Annotated in this window: 16 protein-coding genes; 7 read left to right on the top strand and 9 right to left on the bottom strand. The window is 72.4% G+C overall.

The window, feature by feature from the left end:
- Positions 1–4: 4 nt before the first annotated feature.
- Positions 5–232 (bottom strand): ferredoxin family protein, encoded by a 228-nt coding sequence (locus tag ACGFYP_RS06965; protein ID WP_189962398.1) that lies wholly within the window; start codon positions 230–232, stop codon positions 5–7.
- An 87-nt stretch (positions 233–319) separates the two neighbouring features.
- The gene (locus ACGFYP_RS06960; protein WP_361961408.1) at positions 320–1,087 is read right to left on the bottom strand and encodes a GntR family transcriptional regulator; all 768 of its coding nucleotides are present in this window, start codon (positions 1,085–1,087) and stop codon (positions 320–322) included.
- A gap of 275 nt (positions 1,088–1,362) precedes the next feature.
- Between ACGFYP_RS06960 and ACGFYP_RS06955 the strand changes: the two genes are divergently transcribed.
- Entirely contained in the window at positions 1,363–2,271 is a 909-nt protein-coding gene (locus tag ACGFYP_RS06955) for an LLM class F420-dependent oxidoreductase (RefSeq protein WP_393487275.1), read from the top strand.
- Positions 2,272–2,421: 150 nt separating this feature from the next.
- Positions 2,422–2,718, top strand: a complete 297-nt coding sequence (locus tag ACGFYP_RS06950; protein WP_361961412.1) for a hypothetical protein — start codon at positions 2,422–2,424, stop codon at positions 2,716–2,718.
- Between the two features lie 67 nt (positions 2,719–2,785).
- Here ACGFYP_RS06950 and ACGFYP_RS06945 read toward each other — a convergent pair whose 3' ends face one another.
- The 5 genes from ACGFYP_RS06945 to ACGFYP_RS06925 form a co-directional block, all read right to left on the bottom strand.
- Complete coding sequence (locus ACGFYP_RS06945) at positions 2,786–3,544, bottom strand: lactate utilization protein C (protein ID WP_393487271.1); 759 nt, start codon at positions 3,542–3,544, stop codon at positions 2,786–2,788.
- Complete coding sequence (locus tag ACGFYP_RS06940; protein WP_393487269.1) at positions 3,541–4,974, bottom strand: LutB/LldF family L-lactate oxidation iron-sulfur protein; 1,434 nt, start codon at positions 4,972–4,974, stop codon at positions 3,541–3,543. The genes ACGFYP_RS06945 and ACGFYP_RS06940 overlap by 4 nt, the downstream gene beginning before the upstream one ends.
- Entirely contained in the window at positions 4,971–5,726 is a 756-nt protein-coding gene (locus ACGFYP_RS06935) for a (Fe-S)-binding protein (RefSeq protein ID WP_393487267.1), read from the bottom strand. The genes ACGFYP_RS06940 and ACGFYP_RS06935 overlap by 4 nt, the downstream gene beginning before the upstream one ends.
- A 74-nt stretch (positions 5,727–5,800) precedes the next feature.
- The gene (locus ACGFYP_RS06930) at positions 5,801–6,574 is read right to left on the bottom strand and encodes a DJ-1/PfpI family protein (RefSeq protein ID WP_393487266.1); all 774 of its coding nucleotides are present in this window, start codon (positions 6,572–6,574) and stop codon (positions 5,801–5,803) included.
- 152 nt (positions 6,575–6,726) lie between these two features.
- Positions 6,727–7,179: a MarR family winged helix-turn-helix transcriptional regulator gene (locus tag ACGFYP_RS06925; protein WP_393487264.1), complete on the bottom strand. Its 453-nt coding sequence runs from the start codon at positions 7,177–7,179 to the stop codon at positions 6,727–6,729.
- Between the two features lie 114 nt (positions 7,180–7,293).
- On the opposite strand from ACGFYP_RS06925, the gene ACGFYP_RS06920 reads away from it, so the two are divergent.
- From ACGFYP_RS06920 to ACGFYP_RS06900, 5 genes are all read left to right on the top strand, one after another.
- Entirely contained in the window at positions 7,294–8,268 is a 975-nt protein-coding gene (locus ACGFYP_RS06920; protein WP_393487262.1) for an SDR family NAD(P)-dependent oxidoreductase, read from the top strand.
- Entirely contained in the window at positions 8,265–9,134 is an 870-nt protein-coding gene (locus ACGFYP_RS06915; RefSeq protein ID WP_393487259.1) for an amidohydrolase family protein, read from the top strand. The genes ACGFYP_RS06920 and ACGFYP_RS06915 overlap by 4 nt, the downstream gene beginning before the upstream one ends.
- Before the next feature lie 13 nt (positions 9,135–9,147).
- The gene (locus ACGFYP_RS06910; protein WP_393487256.1) at positions 9,148–10,689 is read left to right on the top strand and encodes a long-chain fatty acid--CoA ligase; all 1,542 of its coding nucleotides are present in this window, start codon (positions 9,148–9,150) and stop codon (positions 10,687–10,689) included.
- Positions 10,686–11,150: a MaoC family dehydratase gene (locus ACGFYP_RS06905; protein WP_393487253.1), complete on the top strand. Its 465-nt coding sequence runs from the start codon at positions 10,686–10,688 to the stop codon at positions 11,148–11,150. Before ACGFYP_RS06910 ends, ACGFYP_RS06905 begins: the two co-directional genes overlap by 4 nt.
- A gap of 223 nt (positions 11,151–11,373) precedes the next feature.
- Complete coding sequence (locus ACGFYP_RS06900; RefSeq protein ID WP_393487250.1) at positions 11,374–11,922, top strand: DUF1062 domain-containing protein; 549 nt, start codon at positions 11,374–11,376, stop codon at positions 11,920–11,922.
- Between the two features lie 217 nt (positions 11,923–12,139).
- On the opposite strand, the gene ACGFYP_RS06895 is transcribed toward ACGFYP_RS06900, so the two are convergent.
- Positions 12,140–12,994 (bottom strand): ABC transporter ATP-binding protein, encoded by an 855-nt coding sequence (locus tag ACGFYP_RS06895; RefSeq protein WP_393487247.1) that lies wholly within the window; start codon positions 12,992–12,994, stop codon positions 12,140–12,142.
- A complete protein-coding gene (locus ACGFYP_RS06890; protein ID WP_393487528.1) occupies positions 12,991–14,028 on the bottom strand; it encodes an ABC transporter ATP-binding protein in 1,038 nt (345 codons plus the stop codon). Before ACGFYP_RS06890 ends, ACGFYP_RS06895 begins: the two co-directional genes overlap by 4 nt.
- Positions 14,029–14,030 lie beyond the last annotated feature (2 nt).

The following is a 14,030-nucleotide window of genomic DNA, read 5'->3' as shown; positions in this document are numbered from 1 at the left end:
CCTTTCACCGGAGCAGGTAGGGCATGTTGACGGTGACCGCGCCGGTGGGGCAGCGGGCGGCGCACGGGCCGCAGTACCAGCACTCGTCCACGTGCATGTACGCCTTGCCGTTGTCCTCGCGGATCGCGAGCGAGTCCAGGGGACACATGTCGACGCAGAGCGTGCAGCCGTCGATGCAGAGGGACTCGTCGATGGTCACGGGCACGTCGGCGCGTTGCGGCACCAGAGGCATGGCTGTCTCCAGGAAGGAAGTACGAGGGAAGGCGGGGAGTCGGGGTGCGCCCGCGGAGGGTGCGGAGGGTACGGAGGGGTGCGGCGGTCAGAGGGAGCGGTGCAGCACGCCGCTCATGGTGATCCGGTCGCCCCGGAACCGGATGAACTCCAGGTCCACGGGGCGCCCGTCGGGCAGACAGGTCAGCCGCTCCAGCATCAGCACGGCCGCCCCGCGCGGGGCCTGGAGTACGGCGGCGGAGTGCGCGTCGGCGTTGACGGCTTCGAGAGTGATCTCGGCGTGCCCCAGTGGCCGGCCGGTCAGGGTCTCCAGGAGCCGGAAGACATCGGTGTTCTCCAGGTCGCAGCCGAGGAGTTCACCGCCGATGTCCATGGGCAGGTACGACAGGTCGAGGGAGAGCGGCAGTCCGTTCAGCCGACGCAGCCGCTCGATGCAGAGGACGTCCGTGTGCTCGGGCAGGCGCAGCCGGTGGGCCACAGGACCGGACGCGGCGACCGGCCCCATGGTCCGTACCTCGTTGGTGACCCGACCGTGTTCGTGCAGGGTCTCCGCCAGGCCCTGGAGCCGGTCGAGGCCGTGCGGGTACTTCTCGCAGACGACGACCGTGCCGACCCCCGGCTGCCGCTCGACGAGCTGCTCGCCGCGCAGCAGGTCCAGGGCCTGGCGGACGGTGTTGCGGCTGGCCCGGTGGTCTGCGGCGATGACGTCCTCCAGGGGGAGGACGCCACCGGGGAAGCCGCCCGTCAGGATCTGATGGCGCAGCAGGTCGGCGAGTTGCCTGGCCCGGTCCGCGCGGAGTCGCCGACGCCGCGCGGCGGCGACCGGGAGGGAGGCGGGAGTGGGTTCGGCTGGCATGTCGAGGAACGTACCGGCGCGGGCCCGGGGTTGGTGTTGCGGCGGTATTGCGCCACCTGACGCCCCGAGAGCACCGCTGTGACCTGCGGTTTCCCGGGCGGCCCCACAAGATCCGCCACCCGTGCGACCACCTGGTGGACACCTTCTGCCCACGATGTGACACCCCGTGCCCGGACCGGACGGGTGCTCGAACCCGGGCGGGACGGCGTCCGAACCCCCACGAGACGGGTACCCCGCCCCGGAATGCCGGTCGCATCGCGCGCTGTTGCCCGACCATGACCATCGGAGTGACTCTGAGCTCGACCGCCTACCAACTCTCCATCGACAGCACCGTGCGGCTCGCGCGGGAGGCCCACGACGCGGGCCTGCGCTCGGCCTGGTTCGGGCAGACCTTCTCGTACGACTCTCCCCAGCTCGCCGCGATCGTCGGGCGCGAGGTGCCCGGGCTGCAGGTGGGGACCTCCGCGATCCCGATCTTCGGCCGCCACCCGCTCCTCGTCTCCAGCCAGGCGCAGACCGCGCAGGCGGCGACCGGCGGCCGCTACCACCTCGGGCTCGCCCTCGGCACCCGGCACCTGACGGAGGACGGCTTCGGCATCCCGTACGAGCGTCCCATCGCGCTGCTCCGGGAGTTCCTGACCGCCCTGCGCCCATTGGTGGAGACGGGCGTCGCCGACTTCCACGGCGAGCTGCTGACCGCCACGACCCCGCTCCCGGCGGCCGTGCCGATCCTGGTCGCCGCGATGGGGCCGCAGGCCCTGCGCGTCACCGGTGAACTCGCCGACGGCGCCCTGCCGTTCCTGGCCGGGCCGCGCGCCCTCGCGGACCACATCGTCCCGGCCCTCACCGCGGCCGCCGAGGCGGCCGGACGGCCGGCGCCGCGTGTCGTGGCGCTCGTCCCCGGCGTGGTCACGTCCGACGCCGACGCCGTACGGGAGAAGGCGGCGGAGACCCTGGCGCTGTACGAGAAGATCCCCTCCTACCAGCGGGTCATCGGCCTGTCCGGCGCCGAGCGGGCCGCCGATGTGGCGGTGATCGGCGACGAGGAGACCGTCGCGGCGGAGGTCCGGCGCTACCGGGACGCGGGGGCGACGGAGGTGGTGTTCACGGCGACCGACCTGGGCGGCGAGGACGACCGGCGCCGCACCTGGAAGCTGCTCGGAGAGCTGGCGTCCGGCAGCTGAGGGGCCCGGGCGCCGACGACGGGCGGGGCCGGCCGCAGGAAGGGTGCCTGACCTGGGTTTTCCCGGGGCAAATGCCGGGAACCTGGCTTTTTGCCCTTGGTTCATCCGCTGGAGGCCGGGGCCATACCCGAGGTTCCGTCTGGAGGTCGCATGCTTCTCACCCACCACATCGACGTCGGCACGCTCCACGTCACGCTGCATCAGGGCCTCGACGTCACGAACCGGGCCGCGGCCGCCCTGCTCATCCAGGCCCTGGTCGACGCCCACCGGCCCCGGGCCGTCGTGCTCGCCCTGCCCGGCGGCCCGGCCTCCGCCGCGACCATGAGCGCGGTCGCCCGCGCGAAGAGGATGTGCGACAGCCTCTCCATCCCGTTCACCCTCGTCCACGGGCCGGCCGAGCGCATGCCGCTCTCCCGTGAGCGGCTCGCGGCGGCAGCGGGGGAGTGAGGGGGGTCCCGCCGGGCAGGCGCCCGGCGGGACGGTGCTCAGGGCGCCGCGCGGGCGGTGCCGTTCATCAGCCGACCGGGGCGTCGACCGGGGCGTCGACCGGGGTGTCGACCAGGACATCGACCAGGGCGTCGACCGGGACATCGACCAGGACGACGTCCAGCCGTCGCGGGCCGTGGACGCCCTCGACGCGGTCGAGTTCGATGTCGCTGGTGGCCGAGGGGCCGGAGATCCAGGTCAGGGGGCGGGTGGGGTCGAGCCGTTCGAGGGCCTGGGGGACCGAGCCGACGACCTGGTCCGGGACGCGGACCAGACAGACGTGGTGGTCGGGAACGAGGGTGATGCGGCGGCCGCCCTGGTCCGGGCCGGCGTCGAGGACGACGGTGCCGGTCTCGGCGACGGCCACCGCGCAGCCGGTCACGACGGTGTCGACGGCGTCGAGGTCGTACGGGGTGAGGTCGGGCCGGTCCTCCACGACGGTGGCGTCCGTCCGGCTCAGGAGCGGGCGCGGCAGTCCCGCCGGGACGAGGACCCGGCGTGTGCCGCGCTCGGCGAGGAGCGCGCCGATCAGCTCCGCCAGTCCGTCCTGGCGGCAGCGGTGGACGACGGCCCGGTACTCTGCCAGGTTCTCGGCGAGGAGCTCGACGGTCCGGTCCGTGTCCCTGTCCCCGTGCTCCCGCAGGTACGTGCGGGGTACGGCCTGTTCGTAGAGGGTGTCGGTCTCCGGTACGTCGGTCTGCGGTACGTCGGCCTTCGGCACGTCGGTCCGCGGTACGTCGGTCAGGGCTCGGCGGATCCGGCCCAGGACGAGGTCCCTGCTGCTCACGCGGACCCCTCCTTTCCTTCGTGCTCGCGCTTCCACCAGGTACGGAACGACTCCGCGGGGACCTCGGGCAGATCGCGGCTGTCCGACCACGCACGCCCCGGACCGGGCAGGCGGGAGGGGTGCAGGCGCCGGGTGAGGGAGGCGAGTCGCTGCCCGGCCTCGTACGCGCGGGGATGGTCGAAGGCCCAGGCCGCCGCCCCCATCGCCGCTCTCTCCAGGCGGTGCCCGCCCTGTTCGACGACCTTCTCGCGGAGGTGGACGAGGACCTCGGGGATGTCGATGGCGACCGGACACACGTCGTAACAGGCCCCGCAGAGGGAGGAGGCGTACGGCAGCGAGGCATCGATCTCGCTCGCGGTGCCCCGGAGTTGGGGCGTGAGGATCGCGCCGATCGGGCCGGGGTAGACGGAGCCGTACGCGTGGCCGCCGGCCCGTTCGTACACGGGGCACACGTTGAGGCAGGCGGAGCAGCGGATGCAGCGCAGCGCCTGGCGTCCGACCTCGTCGGCGAGGGTGTCGGTGCGGCCGTTGTCGAGCAGGACGAGATGGAAGTCCTTCGGCCCGTCCCCGTCCGTCGTCCCCGTCCACAGGGAGGTGTACGGGTTCATCCGCTCGGCGGTCGAGGAGCGGGGCAGGGTCTGGAGGAAGACCTCCAGGTCCCGCCAGGTCGGCACCACCTTCTCGATGCCGACGACGGAGATCAGCGTCTCGGGCAGGGTCAGGCACATCCGGCCGTTGCCCTCGGACTCGACCACCACCAGGGTGCCCGTCTCGGCGACCATGAAGTTGGCGCCGGAGATGCCGACCTTGGCGCGCAGGAACTTCTCCCGCAGATGGAGCCGGGCGGCCTCCGCCAGGTCGGCGGGGCGGTCGGTGAGGGTCTCGGGCGCCGGGCGGCCCCAATTCCCCATCTCCGCGCGGAAGATGTCCCGGATCTCGGCCCGGTTGCGGTGGATGGCCGGGACGAGGATGTGCGAGGGACGGTCCTTGCCCAACTGCACGATCAGCTCGGCGAGATCGGTCTCGTAGGCGGCGATGCCCTCCGCCTCCAAGGCCTCGTTGAGCCCGATCTCCTGCGTGGCCATCGACTTGACCTTCACGACCTCGCTCTCCCCGGTGGCCTTCACCAGGTCGACGACGATCCGGTTGGCCTCGTCGGCGTCGGCCGCCCAGTGGACCGTCCCGCCGGCCGCCGTGACGGACTCCTCCAACTGGACCAGATAGTGGTCGAGATGGCGCAGGGTGTGGTCCTTGATCCGCTTTCCGGCCTCGCGCAGCTCCGCCCAGTCCTCCAGCTCCGCGACCGCCTTGGCCCGCTTGTCGCGGATGGTGTGCGTGGCGTGCCGGAGGTTGGCGCGCAGGGTCGGGTTCCCTACCGCCTCGTGTGCGGCCACCGGGAAGGCGGGCATGCCCAGGAAGGTACCGCTCATACCAGGGGCTCCTCTTCGGTGCTCGCCAGGATCTCGGCGATGTGGACGGGCCGGACTCCGACCGCGAGCCGGCTCATCGTGCCGCCGAGGTGCGTCAGACACGAGTTGTCGCCGGCGCACAGCACGTCCGCGCCGGTCGAGACGGCGCTCCGGACCTTGTCGGCGCCCATCGCGGCGGACACATCGGGGTTCTTCACCGCGAAGGTGCCGCCGAAGCCGCAGCACTCCTCCGCACCCGGCAGCTCCACGAGCTCCAGGCCCTTGACCGCCGCGAGCAGCCGGTGCGGCCGGTCGGCGAGGCCGAGGCCGCGCAGGCCGTGGCAGGTGGGGTGGTAGGTGACCTTGTGCGGGTAGTACGCGCCGACGTCCGTCAACCCGAGGACGTCGACGAGGAATTCCGTCAGCTCGTACGTCTTCGGCACGACCGGCGCCACGGTCGCGGCGAGCCCGTCGCCGCGCCCCTCGGCCCGGGCCCGCGCGCCCATGCGCGGGTACAGCTCGCGCACCATGGCCCCGCACGAACCGGACGGGGTGACGATGGCGTCGTACGCGCCGAAGACCTCGGCGAAGCGCCGGGCGAGCGGCTCCGCCTGATGGCGGTAGCCGGTGTTGTACTGCGGCTGCCCGCAGCAGGTCTGGCCCGGCGGGAAGTCGACGTCGACGCCCAGCCGGTTCAGCAGCCGCACGACGGCGCGCCCGGTGTCGGGATGGAGCGTGTCGTTGACACAGGTCAGGAAGAGAGCGACACGCATCAGGCTCCTAGGGTCAGGTCACGTCCTTCGATCTTGCCCCGGAACGTACCCCGCGGGCACCCCTGCCCAGGAGCTCATGCTCCAGCCGTACGCAGGACCGTGCCACGGCGCTCGAACTCCATCAGCGCCTCGACGCGCGTGGCCACCTCGGAGCCGAGCTCCCGCTCCAGGAGCCACAGCGAGCCGTCCATGCCGGAGCTGACGCCACCCGCGCACACGAGGTTGCCGTCGTCGACGACACGGACGGTACGGACGTCGGCGCCCTGGTCCTTCAGGTACTGCTGCGCCCCGTGGTGGGTCGTGCAGGGGCGGTCGCGGATCAGGCCGGCCGCGTGCAGGACGATCACTCCGGTGCAGACGCCGAGCACGGTCAGGGACGGCCGTTCGGCGCGGCCCAGCGCGCGGGGGAGGACGCCCTTGGCGATCTCGGACCAGATGCCGGGCGCGTCGCGCTTGCGGAAGCCGCCGCCCGGGACGACGACGACGTCGGCCGTGCTCGCGTCCCAGCCGTTCGGGACGGCGATCTCGGTGCCGAAGCTCGCCGTGACCCGGCCGGGCCGCCTTCCGCCGGTGACGAGCAGGGGGCGTACGGGATACCCCATGGCCGCGGCCGCCGCGAACACCTCCAGCGGGCCGAAGACATCGAGCTCCTCGGCGCCGTCGAACGCGACGATGTGGACGCGCAACGGCCGCTCGGCACTCCACGCGGGCCTCGCGGCCGCCGTTGCCCGTGCCGCCGTCGGGGCGGTCCCCGCTGTCGCGGTCCCCGTCGTCGCGCTCAGGCCGGCGACGGCCGCGCCCGCGCCCGCCGCCGACCTCAGCGCGCTCCGTCGATCGATCCCCACCATGCTGTCCGTCTCCCGCACTGCTCAGCCGTGCCGCTGAACCTCAGCGGCCTCACGGGAAGTTGGTCGCATCGCGGAGCACGGGAGTTCCGGGGGGTCTTGCTCGGGCCTTGCTCGGGCCTTGCTCGGGCCTGCTCGGGCCCAGGGCGGGTGTCTCAGCCCTCGCCGGCGACGCGCAGCAACAGGTCACGCAGGACCGTGCGTTCGTCGGCGGTCAGGGGGGAGGTCAGCTCCTCGCTCACGCCCTGGCTCGTCCGGTCGGTGTCCCGCAGGAATGCTCCGCCGTCGCCGGTCAGGACGACGATCCGGCTGCGCCGGTCGCCGGGGGCAGGGCGGCGCTCCACGAAGCCCAGCCGCTCCAGGTCGTCGACGAGGCTGACGATCGCGCTCGGGTCGTAGCCGAGGCTCGTGCTCAACTCCCGCTGCAGGGCGCCCTCCACGGTGGCGAGGTACCGCAGCACCGCGTAGTGCCGCAGGCGTACGCCGGACTCCTGGAGTGCCGCGTTGAAGAGCTGCCCCGAGCGCAGGCCGAGCCGGTAGAGCAGGTAGCCGGTGTCGGAGTGGAGCGAGCGCATCCACGGTTCGTCGGAGTCCATCGCCAGGTTCATGGCCCCAGGATGCGCCATCCTCGACCCTTACGACAACTATTGACGTCAACAATCATTGGTCTTAGCTTCCATCTCGTCGCTCCATCACCAGCACCACCTGTCGAAGGGACACCCGTGTCGTCACCCACCCCTCCGCCCACGCAGCTCGCCGCCCCGCCGGTCGACCTGCGGGGGAAGGTCGCCGTCGTCACGGGATCCGGGCGCGGTCTCGGCCTCGCCTACGCCACCGCCCTGGCCCGCGCCGGAGCCCGCGTCGTCCTGAACGACCTCGACCCCGAGGTCGCCGAGCGGGCGGCCGAATCCGTCCGTGAGGCCGTCGGCGAGAGCGCCGCCGTCGCCGAGGCCGTGGCCGTCGGCACCGCCGAGGCCGCGCAGCGGCTGGTCGACCGGGCCGTCGCGGAGTTCGGCCGGCTCGACGTGATGGTCACCAACGCCGGCATCCTGCGCGACCGCGTGCTCTGGAAGATGACCGACGACGACTTCGACGCCGTCGTCACCACCCACCTCAAGGGCACCTTCACCTGCGCCCGCGCCGCCGCCGTGCGGATGCGCGAACAGGGCGAGGGCGGCAGCCTCGTCCTCGTCGGCTCACCCGCCGGCCAGCGCGGCAACTTCGGCCAGACCAACTACGCCGCCGCGAAGGCGGGCATCGCGGCCATGACCCGTACCTGGTCCATGGAGCTGGCCAAGGCCGGCATCACCGTCAACGCGATCGTCCCGGTCGCCGCCACCGCCATGACGGAGACCGTCCCGGCCTTCGCGCCGCACGTCGCGGCGCTCCGCGAGCGCGGCGAGCCGCTCCCGGACGCCCTGCGCAAGGGCGAGGGCTTCGGCACCGTCGAGGACTGCGCCGCACTCGTGCCCTTCCTCGCCTCGGACGCGGCACGCCACGTGACCGGCCAGTGCGTCGGCATCGGGGGCGACCGGCTGACGCTCTGGTCGCACCCCCAGGAGATCGCCTCGGCGTACGCGGACGGCGGCTGGACCCCGGACGCGATCGCCACCGCCTGGCACACGTCCGTCGGCGCGCAGCCGCAGACCGTGGGCATCCCAGCCCCCAGGGTCCCGGCCCCGGTGGACCCCCGATGAACCTCGACGCCCTCGTCGCCATCGACGTCCACACCCACGTCGAGGTCTCCGCCCAGGGCCACGTGTCCCTCGGGGACGAGCTGAACGCGGCCTCCTCGGCGTACTTCAAGGTCGCGGGCGAGCGCAGGCCGACCGTGCCGGAGATGGCCGCCCACTACCGTGAACGGAACATGGCCGCCGTCGTCTTCACCGTCGACGCCGAGTCCGCGACCGGCACCCCGCCGGTCCCGAACGAGGAGATCGCCGAGGCCGCCGCGGCCCACTCCGACGTGCTGATCCCCTTCGCCTCCGTCGATCCGTTCCGGGGCAGGGCGGGCGTCCGGCAGGCCCGCCGACTGGTCGAGGAGTACGGCGTACGGGGCTTCAAGTTCCACCCGAGCATCCAGGGCTTCTTCCCCAACGACCGGTCGCTCGTCTACGCGTTGTACGAGGTGCTCGAAGAGACCGGCGCCATCGCGCTCTTCCACACCGGCCAGACCGGCATCGGGGCCGGCGTCCCGGGCGGTGGCGGGATCCGGCTGAAGTACTCCAACCCGCTCCACGTCGACGATGTCGCCGCCGACTTCCCGCACCTGAGGATCATCCTCGCCCACCCCTCCTTCCCGTGGCAGGACGAGGCCCTGGCCGTCGCCACCCACAAGCCGGGTGTGCACATCGACCTTTCGGGCTGGTCGCCGAAGTACTTCCCGCCGCAGCTCGTGCACTACGCCAACACGCTGCTCCAGGACAAGGTCCTCTTCGGCTCCGACTACCCCGTCCTGACCCCGGACCGCTGGCTCGCCGACTTCGAGAAGCTGGCGATCAAGGACGAGGTCCGCCCGAAGATCCTCAAGGAGAACGCCGCCCGGCTGCTCGGGCTCGTCTGAAGGGCCGTGCCAGATGCCTCACTCGGGTACGCACATGGGTCTCGGCTCGTGGCCCGCACGCCGGGCCCGCAAGACCCCCGACCGCACCGCCCTGGTCCACCGGGGGACATCCCTCACCTACGCCGAGCTGCACGACCGGGTCGGGCGGCTCGCGGCCGCCCTGCGTGAGCGCGGCGTGCGCCGCGGCGACCGGATCGCCTACCTGGGCCCCAACCACCCGGCCTTCCTGGAGACGCTGTTCGCCGCCGGACTGCTCGGCGCCGTCTTCGTCCCGCTCAACACCCGCCTCGCGCCGCCCGAGATCGACCACCAGCTCTCCGACTCGGGCGCGCACACCCTGGTACACGCGCCCGGACACGGCGAAGGCTCGGCGACGAGCCCTCCGTACCGCATCCAAGTAGGCGTGGAGTACGAAGAGTTGATCGCCGGGGCGGAGGGCGCGACCAGACCCGATGAGCCGGTCTCCGGGGACGACGTCTGCATCATCATGTACACCTCGGGGACGACCGGCCGTGCCAAGGGCGCCATGCTCACGCACGCCAACCTCACCTGGAACGCCCTCAACGTGCTGATCGACACCGATCTGCGCTCCGACGAACGCGCCCTGGTCGTGGCCCCGTTGTTCCACACCGCGGGCCTGAACATGCTGGCCCTGCCCGTCCTGCTCAAGGGCGGCACCTGCGTCCTGGAGGAGCGGTTCTACGCCGACACGACCCTCGACCTGGTGCAACGGCACGGCATCACCGCGATGTTCGGCGTGCCCACCATGTACGAGCTGATGGCCCGTTCACCCCGCTGGGTGGACGCCGACCTGTCGACGCTCCGCACGCTCACCTGCGGCGGCTCGCCCGTGCCCGGCCGCCTCATCTCCACGTACCAGGAACGCGGCCTCGCCTTCCAGCAGGGGTACGGGCTGACGGAGGCCTCGCCCGGTGTGCTGTACCTCGACGCCGAGCACTCCGTCGACAAGGCGGGCTCGGCGGGCGTGCCGCACTTCTTCACCGACGTCAGGATCGTGCGGCCCGACCGGAGCGACGCGGAGCCCGGCGAGACCGGCGAGGTGCTCGTACGGGGCCCCCACGTCATGTCCGGCTACTGGGGGCTGCCGGAGGCGAGCGCCGCCGCGCTCGACGACGGCTGGCTGCGCACCGGTGACGCAGCCGGTGCCGACGCCGACGGCTATGTGACCGTCGCCGACCGCATCAAGGACATGATCATCTCCGGCGGCGAGAACATCTACCCGGCCGAGGTCGAGGACGCCCTGCTGGCCCACCCGGACGTCGCCGAGTGCGCCGTCATCGGTGTACCGGACGAGCGGTGGGGCGAGGTCCCGCGCGCGGTCCTCGTGCCGCACCCCGGCACCGCGCTCGACGCGGACGCCGTCCTCGCCTCGCTGGCCGGCCACCTCGCACCGTACAAGATCCCGAAGGCGGCCGTGGTCGTGCCGGAGGCGCTGCCCCGGACGGCCTCCGGCAAGCTCCGCAAGCCCGAACTGCGCCGTATCCACGGCGAGTCGCCCCCCGATCCCGACACCTCCGAGGAGCACCCCGCATGACCCTGACCGTGCACGGCATCGACGCACTGAAGAAGCTGGCCCGGGAGGGTGACGGCGACCTCGGTACGAGCGACTGGCTGGAGATCACCCAACAGCGCGTCGACACCTTCGCCGACGCCACCGACGACCACCAGTGGATCCACACCGATCCCGAGCGCGCGGCCGCAGGTCCTTTCGGAGCGCCGATCGCCCACGGCTGTCTGACGCTCTCCCTGTTCATCCCGCTCTTCACCGGCCTGCTCGACGTGCAGGGCGTCACGACGAAGGTCAACTACGGCCTGGACAAGGTCCGTTTCCCCGCTCCGGTGCGGGTCGGCTCCCGCATCCGGCTCGTCGGCAGGCTCGCGTCGGTGGACGACGTCCCCGGCGGGGTGCAGATCGCCGTCGACGGCACGGTCGAGATCGAGGGCGGCGCGAAGCCGGCGGCCGTACTGCGGTCGCTCTCCCGCTTCTACGTCTGATCCACGTCTCACCGCCGGGCCGACCCCCTGGCGGTGAGACGCTCGAAAATCGGTGGAGCGGCGCCGCTGCGCGCCATTACCGTGCTGCCGAACCAAGTCGTCTGGGCAAGGACGTGCCGTTGTACACCGTGTGAGACCCCCCGAGCGCTGAATCGTCGCGCGTCGCGCCTGTGCGCCGCGCTCCTTTTTGCTGCGGACTTCTCACTGAAACCGGTGTACTTCTGTGCTCACCACCTGGGTGGTCATGCCCACCTGCCTGCCGCTCGTCCTGCGCCGTTGCCACACGTGCGCGACCGAGCGCTTCCGGGCGAACGGCAAATTTCGCGTCAACGCCCACCACAAGCTCCTCGACGCCTGGCTCCTCGTGCGCTGCACGGCCTGCGGGGAAACGGCGAAGCTCACGGTCTTCGAGCGGATGAACGTGCGCTCCGTACGGCCTGAACTCCTGGCCCGGCTGCACGACAACGACCCTGCTCTGGCAGCCGATTTGCTCCAGGATCCGGTCGTACGGCGGCGCAATCGCATCGCCCTCGACTGGGACGACGCCTGGCGCCTCGACACCGGCGGATCGGACCACCTGGACCAGGAGGTCATCGACGTCTCGGTCCGCTTCACGGCACGGATCCCCGTCCGGCCGGTGCGGCTGATCGCCGAAGGGTGCGGTCTGTCGCGGGCCGAGGTCGAGCGACTGATCACGGAGGGGAGTCTCGTCTCGGCGGTCCGGCTGAGCGGCAAACTCTCCGACGACTTCACCTTCACACTCAAGCGCTGAGCCCCCCGACGACGAAAGGCCATGGGCCTGTCCGGCACGATCCGCCGGACAGGCCCTCGCCGTCGGATCCCCGCGCGGCCAAGCGCGTGGAGTCCAACGCCCAGCTCTCCGCTGTCCATCAACGACGGCAGACCGTCTGATCCGAAGGCCCTGGGCCACGAAGCAGTACAGCCGAAGCCCCTGATGGTTGGCCCCGCGCGCCCGGAGGGCGGCGGTCTCATGCCCCCGAAGGCCGGCGGCTTGTCGAGACCGAGGACGGGTTCCAGCCGCGGCGGGGGACGGAGTCGAGGAGGAGGCGGGTGTAGGGGTGGGCGGGGGCGTCCAGGAGGCGGGACGTCGGGCCCTGTTCCACCACCCGGCCCGCCTTGAGGACCATCAGCTCGTCCGTGATGTGCCGGACGACCGCCAGGTCGTGCGTGACGAAGAGGAAGCCGATGCCGACCTCCCGGCGGATGGTGTTCAGGAGTTCGAGGACCTGCGCCTGGATGGAGACGTCCAGAGCCGCCACCGCCTCGTCCAGGACGAGCACCCGCGGCTCGGCGGCCAGCGCGCGGGCGATCGCCACACGCTGGCGCTGACCGCCCGACAACTTGCCGGGCAGCGCCGCCGCCTCCCGCTCGCCGAGCCCCACCTGGTCGAGGAGTTCGGCGACACGCGCCTCCCTGGCCCGTGCCTCCATGGGGTGGTGCAGCCGCAGCACCTCCTCCACGCACCGGCCCACCGGCACCCGCGGATCGAGGGAGAGGTACGGATCCTGGAAGACCATCTGGATCTCGCGGGCGCGTGCGAGGCGTTCGGCCCTCCCACGGGCCGGAGCCGAGCGGTCCCGTCCGCCGACGCGGACCGTCCCGCCGTCGGGACGCTCCAGGCCGACCAGCATGCGCACGGTCGTGGTCTTGCCGGAGCCGGACTCGCCGACGATGCCGAGCGAGGCGCCCGGCGCCAGGGTGAACGACACGTCGTCCACAGCCAGATGGTCGCCGTACCGCTTGCACAGTCCTTCGACGACCAGCTCCTCCGGCGTACCGCCCACGCCTCGAACCTCGGCCAGCTCCTCCGGCGTACCGCTCACAGCTCGATCCTTTCGTCGGCGCGGTGGCAGGCGGCCAGGCCGTCGCCCTGGGGGGCCAGTACGGGGGTCTCCTCCACGCACCTCGGCAGCACGTGCGCGCAGCGCGCGGCGAAGGCGCAGCCCGGCGGGGCCTCGGCGAGGGAGACGGGGCGGCCCGGGATGGGGCGTGGGGCCGAGGCCTCGGCCTCGATCCGAGGGGTGCAGGCGAGCAGCCCCGCCGTGTACGGGTGGCGTGGGCGGTCGAACAGCGCGTCCGTGCCCGCCGTCTCGACGATCCGGCCGGCGTACATCACGTACACGCGGTCGCAGATCGCCGACGCCAGCTCCAGGTCGTGCGTGACGAAGAGCAGCCCCGTGCCGCGTTCGGCCTGGAGGCGGGTGAGGATCGCGATGATCTCCGCCTGCGTGGTGACGTCGAGCGCGGTCGTCGGCTCGTCGGCGACCAGCAGCTCCGGCTCGCCCGCGAGCGCGGCCGCGATCACCACCCGCTGGAGCATGCCGCCGGAGAACTGGTGCGGATAGCGGCGCAGCGCGCCGCGCGGGTCGCGGATGCCGACGGCGTCGAGGAGTTCCTCGGCCCGGGCGCGAGCCACCGCGGCGGGGGTTCCGGCGCCCCGCAGCCCCTCGGTGAGGAAGTCGCCGACGCGGCGCAACGGATTCACCGAGGCCCGGGGGTCCTGATAGATCATGGCGACCTGCCGGGCCCGCAGCCGGTTCAGCTCCGCCCGGTCCATCGTCAGGACGTCCCGGCCCCCGACCCGCACCTCACCCGTCGTCCGTGCCGTGGCAGGCAGCAGACCGAGCACACTGCGGCACGCGACCGACTTGCCCGAGCCGGACTCGCCGACCAGACCCACCGTCTCGCCGGCCGCGACCCGGAGCGTGACCCCGTCGAGGAGCGGCCGCGCAGCCTGCCCGTCCGGCAGCCGCACCCCGAGCCCGTCGATCTCCAGGACCGGCGACGCATTGCCCGGCGAGGCGATGCCCAGCGACGACTTGCCCAGCGACGGCGTGCCCGTCGACTCCCTGCCCATCG

The sequence above is a fragment of the Streptomyces sp. NPDC048370 genome, from assembly GCF_043200825.1.
In the GTDB taxonomy this organism is placed as follows: Bacteria; Actinomycetota; Actinomycetes; order Streptomycetales; family Streptomycetaceae; genus Streptomyces.
The sequence above is the reverse complement of the archived record's forward strand: the minus strand, read 5'-3'. Positions and strand labels throughout refer to the sequence as shown.